We start from the raw sequence: 12,721 nt of genomic DNA, 5'->3' as shown, positions 1-12,721 counted from the left end.
TGCCGGTGCCGTACCCTGAGGCATGCGCCGCCTGCCACCCCAAACCGTCGCGATCCTCAGCCTCCTCGCCGCCGCGCTGTGCGCCATCCCCGCCGTCCGCTACGGCCTGGCGCACAACTGGCTGCCCACGCTGCTGTGGGGCGCCGTCGCCGTGTGGTTCGCCGTGGACGGCATCCGCGCCCTCGGCTGGTCCCGCAATCGCTGAGGTGCGCGCGTGACCGGCGTCGTGTGGCTGGCCCTCGACGGCGTCGGCCACCCGCAGGACGCCCCCACGGACTCGCCGTGGGCGACCGACCTGCCCACCCTGCGCCCGTTGCTGGACGCCGGGCTCGTCCTCGACGCGACCCTCGGCGTGGAGGGCCTGCCGCAGAGCGCGACGGGACAGGCCTGCTGGCTGACCGGGCAGGACGCCGTGCGCGTCATGGGCGGCCACTTCGGGCCGCAGCCCGGCCCGACCCTGCGCGCCCTACTCGACGCCGAAAGCCTGCCCGGACGTCTCGCCCGCGCGGGCGCGCGCGTGGACCTGCTGAACCCCTACCCGCCCGCGTACTTCGCCGCGCGTGACCCCGCGCAGGGCGGGCGCGTCCACCTCGCGCACGGGAGCTTCCCGCACGCTTTCCTGCACGCCGGGCGCCCCCTGAACCCCCCGGGCCTTCCGTCCATCAGCCCGCTGCTGGGCCTCGCGTTCGCGGAGCCGCACGACGCGACCGCCACGCCCGACGACCTGCGCCGCCTCGGTGAGCAGGTCGCGCGCGCCGCCCGCGACCACGACCTGCTCACCGCCGACCTGTGGTTCAGTGACGCGCTCGGCCACGCGGGCCGCGACCCCACCCCTCCCGGCCTGTGGCGCGCGGCCCGCACGTACCTGCAGCACCTCAACGCGCTGCTGGAGGGCCTGCTGCACGCGGGCGCCCGCGTGGCCATCAGCAGCGACCACGGCAACTTCGAGGACCTGCACGTGAAAAGCCACACCGTCGCGCGCGTGCCGTTCGCCGCCAGTGGCCTCCCCCTGTCCCTCGCGGACGGGACGGCGCCCGCCACCATCGTGGACGGCGGGCGCGTCCTCACACGCTGGTTCACCTGAACGCCCCGCACCTGTCAAGCGCACCTGCCGCTCGCGCCCGCACGGGCGACCCGTACGGTGGGGGCATGCGCGCGACCCTGACCACCGCCGCGCTGCTGGCCGCCACGTGCGCGGCCGCGGCCGCCTGCCCCTCCACCACCGGAAAGCTCGCGGGCGTCATGCCCGTCCCCGCAGCCGCCCGGCCCGACTGCGGCCCCACCTGGCGGGCCTTCGATCAGGCCCTCAAAGCCCAGATGAGCGGCATGAACATGAAGACCACCGTGCAGCTCTACTGGATGCCGTCCGCCCCCGCCGCCCTTCCGGACGCCCTGAACGCCGCGTTCAAACGCGCGGGCTTCACGGTCATGGCCGGGCAGCCGTGGGCGAAGTACGTGTTCGGGAAGCACGTGACCGCCAGCCTCTCGCAGGGCGCGCGCACCGTGAACCTGGAGTTCGGCCCGAGCGACGAACTGCTGCCCGAGTACCGCCGCGGCCAACCCGGCGGGCCGTACTACCTGCTGGTCCGCGAGATGCACTGACCGCCCCGCCATGATGCCGATGCGCCGCCCACCCCCACCCCCTAGGGTGGGAGGATGAGCGCTTCCACCCCCGACCATCCTCCGTCAGCAGCGTCCGCGCGGGCGGCCTTGCCGGTCCTCGGCACGTACCTGAAGCCCCTGTGGCCGCGCGCGCTCCTGATGGCCGCGCTGCTGCTCGGCTCCGTCGGCCTGAACCTGCTCGCGCCGCAGGTCCTGCGCGCCTTCCTGGACGCCGCCACGAACCACGACGTGAACGTCGGCGTGCTCGTGCGGCTCGCGGGCGTGTTCCTGGGCGTGTCCATCGCCGTGCAACTCCTGTCGGCGGGAGCCACGTACGCCGGCGCGGACGTCGGCTGGGCCGCCACCAACCGCCTGCGCGCGGACCTCGCCCGGCACCTGCTGGGCCTCGATATGAGCTACCACAAGGACCGCACGCCCGGCGAGATGATCGAACGCATCGACGGGGACGTCACGGCGCTGAGCAACTTCTTCTCGCAGTTCGCCGTGCGCGTGTTCGGCGCGCTGCTGCTGCTGCTCGGCGCCCTGGTGATGTTCTGGCGCGAGGACTGGCGCCTGGGCCTCGGCATCAGCGTGTTCGCGGTGGGCACCCTGTTCGCCCTGAACGTCGCCCGCAAGCCCGGCGTGGAACCCACCCGCCGCGAACGCGAGGCGAGCGCGCGCCTGTTCGGGTTCATCGAGGAGCGCCTCACCGGCCTGGACGACGTGCGCGCGCTCGGTGCCGGGCACCACACCCTCAACGCGTTCCTGCGCGTGCAACGCGACTTCTACACGCGTGCGCGCGCCGCGTGGCTGGCGCGCAGCACCGTATGGCAGCTGTCGTTCTTCCTGTTCACGCTGGCGTACGCCATCGTCATCGCGTCCGCGGTGGGCCTGTACGCGGCGGGCGCCATCACGCTCGGCACGGCGTTCCTGCTCTACCAGTACATGACCATGATTGACGAGCCGATCAACCAGCTCGCGCAGCAGCTGCAGGACCTCCAGAAAGCCGGCGCGAGCCTGATCCGCGTCTCGGAGATTCTCGCGCTCCGCTCGGACCTGCCCGGCGGGGAGCGGCCCGTGCCGGTCGGCGCGCTGGAGGTCCGCTTCGAGCACGTGCAGTTCGCGTACGGCGACGCGAGCGTGCTGCAGGACGTGCACCTCACCATCCCCGCCGGGCACACCGTGGGGCTGCTCGGGCGCACCGGCAGCGGCAAGACCACCCTGACGCGCCTGCTGTCGCGCCTGTACGACCCCACCTCGGGCGCCGTCATCCTCGGTGGCGTCGACACCCGCGACGCGGACCTGCACGCCCTGCGCGAACGCGTCGCGGTCGTCACGCAGGACGTGCAGCTGTTCCAGGCGTCCGTACGCGACAACCTCACGCTGTTCGACCCGAGCCTCCCCGACGCGCGCATCACCGAGGCGCTCACGGAAGTCGGCCTGGACAGCTGGCTCGCCGGCCTGCCCGAAGGGCTGCACTCGTCGCTGCCCGCCGGGAGCCTCTCGGCTGGTGAGGCGCAACTGCTGGCGTTCGCGCGCGTGCTCCTGCGCGACCCGGGCCTCGTGATTCTCGACGAGCCATCCAGCCGCCTGGACCCCGCCACCGAAGCGAAACTCACCGCCGCGATGCGCCGCCTCACCGAGGGCCGCACGGCCATCATCATCGCGCACCGCCTTGACACCGTCGCGCGCGTGGACGACATCCTTGTGCTCGGTGAGGGCCGCGTGCTGGAGTTCGCGCCGCGCGCGCGCCTCGCCGCGAACCCCCGCTCCCAGTACGCCGCGCTCCTCCGCGCCGGCGCGCACCACGCCGAAGAGGTCCTGGCATGACGACCACGCCCCACCCCGCCCGCCCCACCACCGACGGGCCGCGCACCCTGCGCCTCATGCGCCGGCTGTTCCGGTACGACACGGGCCTGTTCGGCCTGAACGTCGCGCTGTGGGCCACCTTCCACCTGTTGCCGGTCCTGACCGGGTACGCCGCCAGTCAGGTGTTCGACCGCCTGGGCCGCGCAGACGAGGCCCTGCGCGGCGGCCAGTCGCACGCGGCCCTGATTGCCGCCGCGTGGGTGATGGTGGCCGTGTTCGCCGTCACGAACGCCGCGCGCTTCACGGTGTTCCACTTCGCGTTCCGCGCCTGGATCACCCTGTGGTACACCCTGGACGCCCTGCTGCGCCGCAACCTGCTCAGCTACCTGCTGCGCGCGCCCGGCACGCGCCGCCTGCCCGACACGCCCGCCGAGGCCGTCAGCCGCTTCCGCGACGACGTGGACGACGTCGCCGCGTACACCGAAGCGTGGGTGGACGCGCTCGGCCTGGGCCTGTACATCGTCGTGGCCGTCACCCTGATGGCGCGCGTCGACCCGCTCATCACGCTCGTCGTGTGCGCGCCCATGCTGCTGATGGTGTTCGTCGTGCAGCGCCTCTCGCCCACCATCCGCACGTACCGCCGCCGCATGCGCGAGGCGACGGCGCGCGTCACGGACTTCATCGGTGAGACGTTCGGCGCGGTCAGCGCCGTGAAACTCGCCGCGCGTGAGGGCCGCATGGTCACGCACCTCGAAGCGCTCGGCGAGACGCGCCGCCGCGCCGCCCTGCGCGACGTGCTCCTCACCGAACTGATCAAAAGCGTGAACACCAACCTCGTGAACGTCGGCATGGGCCTCGTGCTGCTGCTCGCCGCCGCGAAGTTCCGCACCGGCACGTTCACCGTCGGGGACTTCGCGCTGTTCGCCACGCTGCTCCCACGCCTCACCGGCAGCCTCGGGTTCTTCGGCGACATGATCGCCCGGCACCGCCGCACCGGTGTCAGCTTCGACCGCATGACGCGCGTACTGCAGGACGCCCCGTCCGACGTGATCGTGGAGCACCACCCGCTGCACCTCCACGACGATCCCGCCGCGCCGTCCGCGCCGCCCGCCCGCGAACCCCTGCAGGAGGTCCGCGTGGACGGCCTTACCGCCCGTTACGACAACGGGCGCGGCATCGAGGACGTCAGCCTGCACGTCCCGCACGGCGCGTTCGTGGTCGTCACCGGCCGCATCGGCAGCGGCAAGAGTACCCTGCTGCGCGCCCTGCTGGGCCTCACGCCCCGCCAGACCGGCACCATCACCTGGAATGGCCGCGTCGTCGAGGACCCCGCGAGTTTCTTCGTGCCGCCCCGCAGCACGTACACCGCGCAGCTCCCCACGCTGTTCAGCGAGCCGCTGCGCGAGAACGTCCTGCTCGGCCAGGACGCCGCCCGCCTTGGCCGCGCCCTCGACCTCGCCGTTATGCGCCCGGACCTCGCGCAGCTCACCAGCGGCCTCGACACCACCGTGGGCGCGCGCGGCGTGAAGCTCAGCGGCGGGCAGGTGCAGCGCGCCGCAGTCGCCCGCATGTTCGCGCACGACGCGGAACTGCTGGTGTTCGACGATGTGTCCAGCGCCCTCGACGCGCAGACCGAACGGCAGCTGTGGGCGGGCCTGTTCGAGGACCGCGCCGCCACCTGCCTGGTCGTGTCGCACCGCCGCGCCGCCCTTACCCGCGCAGACCACATCGTCGTCCTCGACGAGGGCCGCGTCGTCGCGCAGGGCACGCTCAGCGACCTGCTCGACACCAGCCCGCACATGCGCGCCCTGTGGGCCGAGGAAACCAGCGCTGAAGCGTAGGCGCCCACCATCACGGGGGACGCGCGGGGGTGAGCCCGCGCGTCCCCCGTTGCCTTAAGGGCGCAGGGTGGCGCTGTCAAGGGCCCGTCAGGTTGACGCGTTACGATAAAGCCAGTGACGCCCACGCTGGGCCCACCAAGGCAACCCATGAAAAACCTCACGACCCTGTTCCGCGTCCTGCGCGCGCTGCTCACCCTCATGGTGCTCGCGGCGCCCGCCCACGCGCTCCAACTCGTCCTGACCAACCCGGACCAGGACTTCCAGCCCGTCGGGGCCGGCGAATCCAGCGGCGGCCGACTCACCCTCCAACTCGTCTCCAGCTTCGAAGGCAACGTCATGGTCGTCATCCGCAACGACGACGGCAGCAGCAGCACCTACACCGGCGTCGTCCGCGACGGCCAGATCACCGTGCAAGGCCAGCCGCTCGCGCGTTTCCTCGCCGCGCGCGGCGTCACCCTCACCGTGCAGCCCATCGGCGGCAAGCCGTTCACGCTGCCCGGCCTGAAAAGTGCGCCCGGCCAGAACAAGGACGCGCCCGGCCAGACCAAAGACAAAGCCAAGAAGTAAGCTCACAGCGGAGGTCCCATGCTCGCTCAGATTCTCGTCGTCGAAGACGATCCCCACCTCGGCCCGCTCCTCAAGGAGTACCTCAGCGCCGACTACCAGGTGCACCACGCCGCCACCCTCAAAGACGCCCAGGCGTGGCTCGGCACGCACAGCGCCCAGCTGATCCTGCTCGACTTGAACCTCCCCGACGGCGACGGCCTCGACCTCGTGCAGGCCCTCCGCCAGTACAGCAGCACCCCCGTCCTCGTCCTCAGCGCCCGCTCGAACGTCCAGGAACGCGTCGCCGGCCTCAACGCCGGCGCGGACGACTACCTCACCAAACCGTTCGCCATGCCGGAACTCGACGCGCGCATCAGCGCCCTGCTGCGCCGCACCGCCGCCGGCACCGGCGTGAACCTCGGCAACACCAGCCTCTCCACCAGCAGCCTCACCCTCACCGCCGGCGAGCAGAGCACCGCCCTCACCGAACACGAAGCGCGCATCCTCGAACTCATGATGCGCACCCCCGACCGCGTGTTCAGCCGCGCCGACATCGAATCGCACCTGTACGGCTGGGAAACGCCGAACAGCAACAGCGTCGAAGTGCGCATCTCGCAACTCCGCAAGAAACTCGAGCAGGTCGGCAGTGACCTGCGCGTCCGGACGATCCGCAACGTCGGCTACGTCCTGCAATCCTGAACGGACCCGCAGTGCGCACCCCCGCCTGGACGCACAGCCTCCGCTTCCGCCTTGCCCTCGCCTACACCCTCACCGCCTTCCTGCTGCTCGCGCTCGTCGCGGGCGGCTTGACGTTTCTGCTGCTCCGACAGCTCGACAACGCCTTCACCGCCCGCCTCAACGAACGCGCCGACACCATCGCCGAGAACTTCAACGACCCCATCAAAGCCCTCCAGAGCGGCGCCGGCCTCCCCTCCAGCGGCGGCACCCTCGTGATGCTCATCGACGCCAAGGGCAAAATCACCGCCGCGTCCAGCGCCCTCAAAAACGCCGAGAACACCCAATTCTCCGCGCCCACCCGCGGCAGCTACGTCGAAGACGACCTCCCCCTGCGCGTCACCACCCGCCCCCTCAAATTCTTCGGCGGGCAGCAAAGCGGCCTGATCTGGGTGGCCCTCCCCGAAACTGAACTCATCGCCACCCGCCAGACCACCCTGCAGACCCTCACGCTCGCGCTGATCCTCACGCCGCTCGCCATGCTCCTCACCGGCCTGCTGCTCGGCCGCCACCACCTGCGCGGCCTCGGGCAGGCCGCGCGCGTCGCCGGCCGCCTCGACCCCAGCAGCAGCATCTCCGCCATCCCCCTCCCCAAACGCCGCGACGAAGTGTACGACCTGCTCGACGCCATCAACCGCCTGCTCGCCCGCATCGACGCGCAGCAAGCGCGCGAAAAGCAACTCCTCGGCCAGATCGTCCACGAACTCGGCGCGCCCCTCACCGTCCTCCGCGCCTCCCTGGACCGCGCCGCGCAGCGCACCGGCGACCACGAAGTGCGCCGCGCCGCCCTCGTCGCCGACGAACTCACCTTCACCACCCAGGACCTCATGCAGCTCGCGCGCGGCCAGCTGGAACTCAAACTCGCGTGGCACCTCATCCCCGCGCGCACGCTCCGCGACCGCCTCGACCGCCTCGTCCCCGACGTACGCTTCCTCGGCCACTGGAACGGCATGATCCTCTGCGACCCCGACCGCCTCACCCAGGCGCTCCGGAACCTCCTCGCGAACGCCCGCCGCGCCGCCGGCCCCGACGGCACCGTCGAAATCAACCTGGAGGACACCCCCACCCTCATGCGCTTCACCGTCTGCGACAACGGCCCCGGCCTGCCCGAACACCTCGCCGAGAAGATCTTCGAACCGTTCGTGAGCGGCAGCGGCTCCAGCGGCCTCGGCCTGAGCGTCGCCCGACAGATCGCCGAACTGCACGGCGGCACCCTCACCGGCGGGAACCGCCGCGACGGCGGCGCGCAATTCACCCTCACCCTTCCCGCCCTCGACCTCAGTGAGGACGACGACATTGACGAGGACGCCGCATGATCACGCGCTTCCGCAGCGTCTGGCGCGACGCGCTCGCCCTGCTCCTCGCCGCCGGGGACCGCCGCACACCCGGCGGCTCCCGCCTGATCGCCCTCCTGGCCCTCGTGTACGCCGCGTCCCCCGTGGACCTCATTCCGGACGTCCTGCCCGTGCTGGGCGTCACCGACGACCTGCTGGTCGTACCCGCCATCCTCGCGTTCGCGGCGCGCACCCTCCCGGCACCCGTCCTCGCAGAATCACGCGAACGCGTCAATCGCCTGCGCCGACGCCTCCCCTGGCTCCTGCCGTTCGTGGTTGCTGGATTCGTGCTGATCGTGTGCCTGATCGGCTACGCGTTCTGGAATGCGCTCCAGCAGGGTCACGCCTGAACCTCACCGGCGGCGTGGTAGGCACATCTTCGGATGTGCCTGATTTTTTTGCTGGCTACCCTAAAGGCATGGTGGAATGGCGAGACCACAGCTTGTAGGCCCTGAGGAGGGGCCTGCAATGGCTGGACGAATCTGGAACCGGGAACAGCACCTTCGCCGCAAGACGCATACCCGCCTGACTCGGCAGGTGTTCGTGCACCCCAAAAGTGGGCCGCGCGAACCTGAAGAGGTTCGCGCGGCCTTCCCGCGTACTCGATGGGTGGAATACAGCTTCTTTGAAACCGCGGCCGAAGCCCAGTATTTCGCTTCCACAAGAGCAGGGGCGCGGGTTCAGACGAAACGGGCGTACCGCCGACCCGAGTCCATTCAAGGCTTCAGTGTTGGGTATGACGAGTCGATCGGTGCAGCGTTCCGCGAGCCGGTCATGACCTGGGCTTTGGAGGAGAAGACGCGCATGCATCTTTTCGGGATCACGCGCAAGTGGGTGAAAAAGGGCGGATTGAAAGGTGGCGTTGGCGACGCCACGCGGCCATATCGCCGACGATGGCGCCGCGCAGGCCATAACATCTGCCGTCTGGCGCGACTGGGTGACATGGACCGCGCCGAGGAGCTTGACCCACAACCGCAGCGGCGCGGTGTCATGTGGATGATCTGGTGAGTTGAAGTTGCCCGTGACCGCCCGGTCACGCTTTACACTCGCGTGCATGAGCGAGATGTGGGATGCGGTGGTGCTGGGCGGCGGGGACGCCGGGGACGAGTTCGCGGCGTCGCAGGGCGTGGCGGTCAAGCCGCTCCTGGCGTTGGGGGGGCGGCCGATGGCGGCGTGGGTGCTGGACGCGCTGCGCGCGAGCGGGCGGGTGCGGCGGGTGGCGTACGTTGGCCCGACGACGCCGGAGCTGGACGCGCGGATTGACGTGCGCGTGACGGATCAGGGGAGCCTGCTGGGGAACCTGGAGGCGGGCGTCGCGGCGCTCGCGGGCGAGGCTGGGCGGCGCGTGATGGTCGTGACGGCGGATATCCCGATGTTGACGGGTGCGGAACTGGCGGAGGTGCTGGACGCCGCGCCGAACGCGGGGCTGGTGTATCCGGTGGTGACGCGCGCGGCGTGCGAGGCGGCGTACCCGGGGGTGAAGCGGACGTACGCGCGCCTGCGGGACGGGGTGTTCACGGGGGGGAACGTGTTTCTGCTGGATCCGTCGCTGATCGGGCGGTTCCTGCCGCGCCTTCGGGCGTTGCTGGCGGCGCGGAAGAATCCGGCGCGGTTGGCGCTGATGATCGGGCCGGGGGTGCTGGTGCGGCTGCTGTTGGGGCGCTTGAGGATCGCGGCGTTGGAGGCGCGGGTGGGGGCGCTGCTGGGCGTGGAGGCGCGGGCGCTGGTGACGGCGCGCGCGTCGGTGGGGACGGACGTGGATAAGCTGGAGGATCTGGCGTTGGCGCGGCGGGCGCTGGGGTTGCCGGACGCCTGAGTCGGTCCGGGCGTTGGTTTTCGGGGCTGGTGCGCCTGGGGTGTTCCTGAGCAACGTGAGGGTTTCACCGCTCTACACAGCGTGCGTGTTTCGCTTGCGCCGGGGGGGGTGCATCCCCATAATGGCCGCATGCCGCACGTGATCACCAGCCCCTGCATTGGCGTCAAGGACCAGGCCTGCACCGAAGTGTGCCCCGTTGAGTGCATCTATGACGGTGGCGACCAGTTCTACATTCACCCGGACGAGTGCATCGATTGTGGTGCGTGCGTGCCCGCGTGCCCGGTGAGCGCGATCTTCCCGGAGGAGGATGTTCCGGGCGATCAGGTGCCGTTCATTGAGAAGAACCGCGCGCACTTCGGCCTGTAAGGGTGGTGCGGGTGGCGCCCGGTCCCCCTGGGGGCCGGGCGCCGCTGCGTGTGCGTGGCGGGGTTGCCGCTAGAATGTCGGCAATCAACTTCGAGGAGGCCGACCATGCGCAGCAACATGATGGACGGCGCGCTGCTGATTCCGGAGATTCTGGAGCGCGCGCGCACCCTGTACCGTGATCGTGAAGTCGTCAGTCTGCTGGTCGCGGGGCGCGACGAGCAGGGGAACCCCGTACCGCATACGCACCGGACGACGCTGGGTCGCGTGGCGGCGCGCGCCGCGCAGCTCGCGAACGCGCTGCAGGCGGCGGGCGTGGAGCGCGGGGACCGGGTGGCGACCCTGGCCGTGAACAGCTTCCGGCACCTGGAGGCGTACCTGGGGGTGCCGAGCATGGGGGCGGTGCTGCACACGGTGAATATTCGCCTGCACCCGGAGCAGGTGGCGTTCATTCTGAATCACGCGCAGGACAAGGTGCTGCTGATCGACAACGTGTTCGTGCCGATGCTGCCGGCGCTGCTGCCGCACTGTCCGATGTTGCAGAAGGTCGTCGTGATGGGGCCGCTGCCGCAGGCGGTGCCGGGCGTGGTGGATTACGACACCTGGATTGCACCGTACCCGGAGACGCTGCCGGTCCCGGCGGACCTGGATGAGCGCGAGGCGGCGATGATGTGCTACACGAGCGGCACGACCGGCAACCCGAAGGGCGTGGTGTACTCGCACCGCTCGACGATGCTGCACGCGCTGGTGGCCGCGCCGAAGGACGCGCTGAATGTCGGTGAGACGGACACGGTCCTGCCGATCGTGCCGATGTTCCACGTGAATGCGTGGGGGTTGCCGTTCACGTGCACGCTGTTCGGCGCGCGGCAGGTGTTCGCGGGGGCGTTCAGTGACGGGCGGACGGTGGCGCGGCTGTTGCAGGACGAGCGGGTGACGATCACGGCGGGCGTGCCGACCATCTGGATGGGCCTGCTGAATGAACTGGACCGCGCGAAGGCGGCGGGGGAGCCGTACGACCTGCAGCTGCTGACGCGGCTGGTGGTGGGGGGGAGCGCGGCGCCGGAAGCGTTGATTCGCGCGTTCCGCGAGCGGCACGGCCTGAAGCTGGCGCACGCGTGGGGCATGACGGAAACCAGTCCGCTCGGCACGGCGAGCACCACGCCGCCGGGCGTGGAGGAACTCAGCGACGAGGGGTACAGCCTGCAGGCGAAGCAGGGCCGCACGGTGCCACTGATTCACGTGGAGGTCGTGGACGAGGACAATCAGCGCCTGCCGCATGATGGGCGGACGATGGGGCGGCTGCTGGTGCGCGGCCCGTGGGTGGCGGCCAGTTACCATCAGGACGAGGGGCGCGGCAGTTTCGTGACGCTGGACGGGACGTTGTGGTTCGATACGGGGGACATCGCGACGCTGGATGAGCGGGGGTTCATGCACATTCAGGACCGCGCGAAGGACCTGATCAAGTCCGGCGGGGAGTGGATCAGCAGCGTGGACCTGGAGAACGCGCTGATCGCGCACCCGGCGGTGGCGAACGCGGCAGTCATTGCCGTGCCGCATCCGAAGTGGGACGAGCGGCCCATGGCCGTCGTCGTGCGCCGCGAGGGGCATGAGGTGACGCCGGAGGAACTGCGGGCGTTCCTGGCGCCGCGGTTCGCGCGGTGGTGGCTGCCGGACGCGTACGAGTTCGTGGAGGCCCTGCCGATCGGCGCGACCGGGAAGGTCCTGAAGCGCGAGATGCGCCAGCAGTACGCGGGGTACACGTTGCCGCAGTAAGCGGGCATGGTGGGGCGGGGGAGGGCGCGCGCCCTCCCCCGCTCGGCGTGCGGCGGCTGTAGCTGGTGGCGGAACAATGAAAGCGGCGAACGGTGTTGGCCGTTCGCCGCGCGCGCACTCCCCAGTGCGGGTGTGGGGTGTTGGATCAGGAGGCGGGCTTGGTGGCCTGCGGGATGGGCTGGGCGAGGTCCAGCACCCAGTAGTGCCCCTGGGCGTTCTGCTCGTGGGCGACGCCGATGTGCGTGAAGGTCGCGTCCATGACCTTGCGGCAGAAGTCGGCGTTCTTGATGATGGCCTGCGCGAGGGCGCCGGCGCTGTTCGGGCCGTACACGCGGATTTCGGCGACGGCCTGCGCGGGGAAGCCGCTCTGGCTGATGCGCGCCCAGGTGGTCTGTTCGAAGTCGCTGCTGGGGTTGCGTTCGGCGTTTTGGGCCATCCACTGCGCGCGCTCCTGGGCGGCGCTCTTGAGCAGGACGTTTTCGGTGAGGGCGGCGCGGGCGGTGACGTTGTTGGCGCCGCACTTGGTGGTGCTGCTGATCTGGGCGTTCAGGGCGGCGACGGCGTCGAGTTCGGTGGTGGTGGGCTCGGCGGTCATGGCGGTGGGGGTGGGGACGCTGGCGGTGCTGCTGGTGCCGCCGCAGGCGGTCAGGGTCAGGGCGAAGGAGGCGATCATCAGGGCGACGGGGAGGCGCGCTTTCATGTATTTAGCGTAGAAGCCGACTCTGCTGGCGCATGTTAGAAAACCTGCCCTGGGACGCCGTTGAACAACGGAAATCGCACGTTTTCAGTGGGGATTTGTGGCGTTTTCGTCGGAATTATTCTTGTCAGAGTCTGACAAGCCGCATCGATTAAGCAAAAATGAAGACCTTCTCATTTTTTCGGTGTCTGGAGGACCACTTTTT

General features: G+C 70.3%; 14 protein-coding genes. 13 read left to right on the top strand and 1 reads right to left on the bottom strand.

The annotated features are described in order from the left end of the window. Window positions 1-22 precede the first annotated feature (22 nt). The 13 genes from DEIMA_RS16320 to DEIMA_RS16265 all read left to right on the top strand — a co-directional run bounded on the left by DEIMA_RS16320 (window position 23) and on the right by DEIMA_RS16265 (window position 11,819). Window positions 23-205 (top strand): hypothetical protein, encoded by a 183-nt coding sequence (locus DEIMA_RS16320; RefSeq protein WP_013558389.1) that lies wholly within the window; start codon window positions 23-25, stop codon window positions 203-205. A 9-nt stretch (window positions 206-214) separates the two neighbouring features. After that, complete coding sequence (locus DEIMA_RS16315; protein WP_013558388.1) at window positions 215-1,084, top strand: metalloprotein; 870 nt, start codon at window positions 215-217, stop codon at window positions 1,082-1,084. Between the two features lie 65 nt (window positions 1,085-1,149). Beyond that, complete coding sequence (locus tag DEIMA_RS16310; RefSeq protein WP_013558387.1) at window positions 1,150-1,602, top strand: hypothetical protein; 453 nt, start codon at window positions 1,150-1,152, stop codon at window positions 1,600-1,602. 54 nt (window positions 1,603-1,656) lie between these two features. Beyond that, window positions 1,657-3,432, top strand: coding sequence for an ABC transporter ATP-binding protein (locus DEIMA_RS16305; RefSeq protein WP_013558386.1), 1,776 nt, complete (start codon window positions 1,657-1,659; stop codon window positions 3,430-3,432). After that, window positions 3,429-5,252, top strand: a complete 1,824-nt coding sequence (locus DEIMA_RS16300; protein WP_013558385.1) for an ABC transporter ATP-binding protein — start codon at window positions 3,429-3,431, stop codon at window positions 5,250-5,252. The genes DEIMA_RS16305 and DEIMA_RS16300 overlap by 4 nt, the downstream gene beginning before the upstream one ends. Window positions 5,253-5,366: 114 nt before the next feature. After that, window positions 5,367-5,819 (top strand): hypothetical protein, encoded by a 453-nt coding sequence (locus DEIMA_RS16295; protein ID WP_148234992.1) that lies wholly within the window; start codon window positions 5,367-5,369, stop codon window positions 5,817-5,819. Between the two features lie 18 nt (window positions 5,820-5,837). Beyond that, a complete protein-coding gene (locus DEIMA_RS16290) occupies window positions 5,838-6,497 on the top strand; it encodes a response regulator transcription factor (protein ID WP_013558383.1) in 660 nt (219 codons plus the stop codon). A gap of 11 nt (window positions 6,498-6,508) precedes the next feature. Then, window positions 6,509-7,849, top strand: coding sequence for a sensor histidine kinase (locus DEIMA_RS16285; RefSeq protein ID WP_013558382.1), 1,341 nt, complete (start codon window positions 6,509-6,511; stop codon window positions 7,847-7,849). Next, window positions 7,846-8,217 (top strand): YkvA family protein, encoded by a 372-nt coding sequence (locus DEIMA_RS16280; RefSeq protein ID WP_013558381.1) that lies wholly within the window; start codon window positions 7,846-7,848, stop codon window positions 8,215-8,217. Before DEIMA_RS16285 ends, DEIMA_RS16280 begins: the two co-directional genes overlap by 4 nt. A 118-nt stretch (window positions 8,218-8,335) precedes the next feature. Next, window positions 8,336-8,875 carry a hypothetical protein gene (locus DEIMA_RS18100; protein WP_148234991.1) on the top strand — a complete coding sequence of 180 codons (540 nt, stop codon included), beginning with the start codon at window positions 8,336-8,338 and terminating at the stop codon, window positions 8,873-8,875. Window positions 8,876-8,921: 46 nt separating this feature from the next. Further along, complete coding sequence (locus tag DEIMA_RS16275) at window positions 8,922-9,683, top strand: NTP transferase domain-containing protein (protein ID WP_013558380.1); 762 nt, start codon at window positions 8,922-8,924, stop codon at window positions 9,681-9,683. Between the two features lie 129 nt (window positions 9,684-9,812). Continuing rightward, a complete protein-coding gene (locus DEIMA_RS16270; RefSeq protein WP_013558379.1) occupies window positions 9,813-10,049 on the top strand; it encodes a ferredoxin in 237 nt (78 codons plus the stop codon). A gap of 105 nt (window positions 10,050-10,154) precedes the next feature. After that, window positions 10,155-11,819, top strand: coding sequence for a long-chain fatty acid--CoA ligase (locus tag DEIMA_RS16265; RefSeq protein ID WP_013558378.1), 1,665 nt, complete (start codon window positions 10,155-10,157; stop codon window positions 11,817-11,819). A gap of 145 nt (window positions 11,820-11,964) precedes the next feature. Here DEIMA_RS16265 and DEIMA_RS18905 read toward each other — a convergent pair whose 3' ends face one another. Then, window positions 11,965-12,519 (bottom strand): CAP domain-containing protein, encoded by a 555-nt coding sequence (locus DEIMA_RS18905; protein WP_013558377.1) that lies wholly within the window; start codon window positions 12,517-12,519, stop codon window positions 11,965-11,967. Between the last annotated feature and the right edge of the window lie 202 nt (window positions 12,520-12,721).

This window comes from Deinococcus maricopensis DSM 21211, from assembly GCF_000186385.1.
Taxonomy (GTDB): Bacteria; Deinococcota; Deinococci; order Deinococcales; family Deinococcaceae; genus Deinococcus_B; species Deinococcus_B maricopensis.
The sequence above is the reverse complement of the archived record's forward strand: the minus strand, read 5'-3'. Positions and strand labels throughout refer to the sequence as shown.

Bases quoted from the DNA above. Each gene is read 5' to 3' on its own strand.
- DEIMA_RS16275 (WP_013558380.1), top strand. From the start codon at position 8,922: ATGAGCGAGATGTGGGATGCGGTGGTGCTGGGCGGCGGGGACGCCGGG.
- DEIMA_RS18100 (WP_148234991.1), top strand. From the start codon at position 8,336: ATGGCTGGACGAATCTGGAACCGGGAACAGCACCTTCGCCGCAAGACG.
- DEIMA_RS16305 (WP_013558386.1), top strand. From the start codon at position 1,657: ATGAGCGCTTCCACCCCCGACCATCCTCCGTCAGCAGCGTCCGCGCGG.
- DEIMA_RS18905 (WP_013558377.1), bottom strand. From the start codon at position 12,519: ATGAAAGCGCGCCTCCCCGTCGCCCTGATGATCGCCTCCTTCGCCCTG.
- DEIMA_RS16310 (WP_013558387.1), top strand. From the start codon at position 1,150: ATGCGCGCGACCCTGACCACCGCCGCGCTGCTGGCCGCCACGTGCGCG.
- DEIMA_RS16300 (WP_013558385.1), top strand. From the start codon at position 3,429: ATGACGACCACGCCCCACCCCGCCCGCCCCACCACCGACGGGCCGCGC.
- DEIMA_RS16265 (WP_013558378.1), top strand. From the start codon at position 10,155: ATGCGCAGCAACATGATGGACGGCGCGCTGCTGATTCCGGAGATTCTG.
- DEIMA_RS16280 (WP_013558381.1), top strand. From the start codon at position 7,846: ATGATCACGCGCTTCCGCAGCGTCTGGCGCGACGCGCTCGCCCTGCTC.
- DEIMA_RS16290 (WP_013558383.1), top strand. From the start codon at position 5,838: ATGCTCGCTCAGATTCTCGTCGTCGAAGACGATCCCCACCTCGGCCCG.
- DEIMA_RS16270 (WP_013558379.1), top strand. From the start codon at position 9,813: ATGCCGCACGTGATCACCAGCCCCTGCATTGGCGTCAAGGACCAGGCC.
- DEIMA_RS16320 (WP_013558389.1), top strand. From the start codon at position 23: ATGCGCCGCCTGCCACCCCAAACCGTCGCGATCCTCAGCCTCCTCGCC.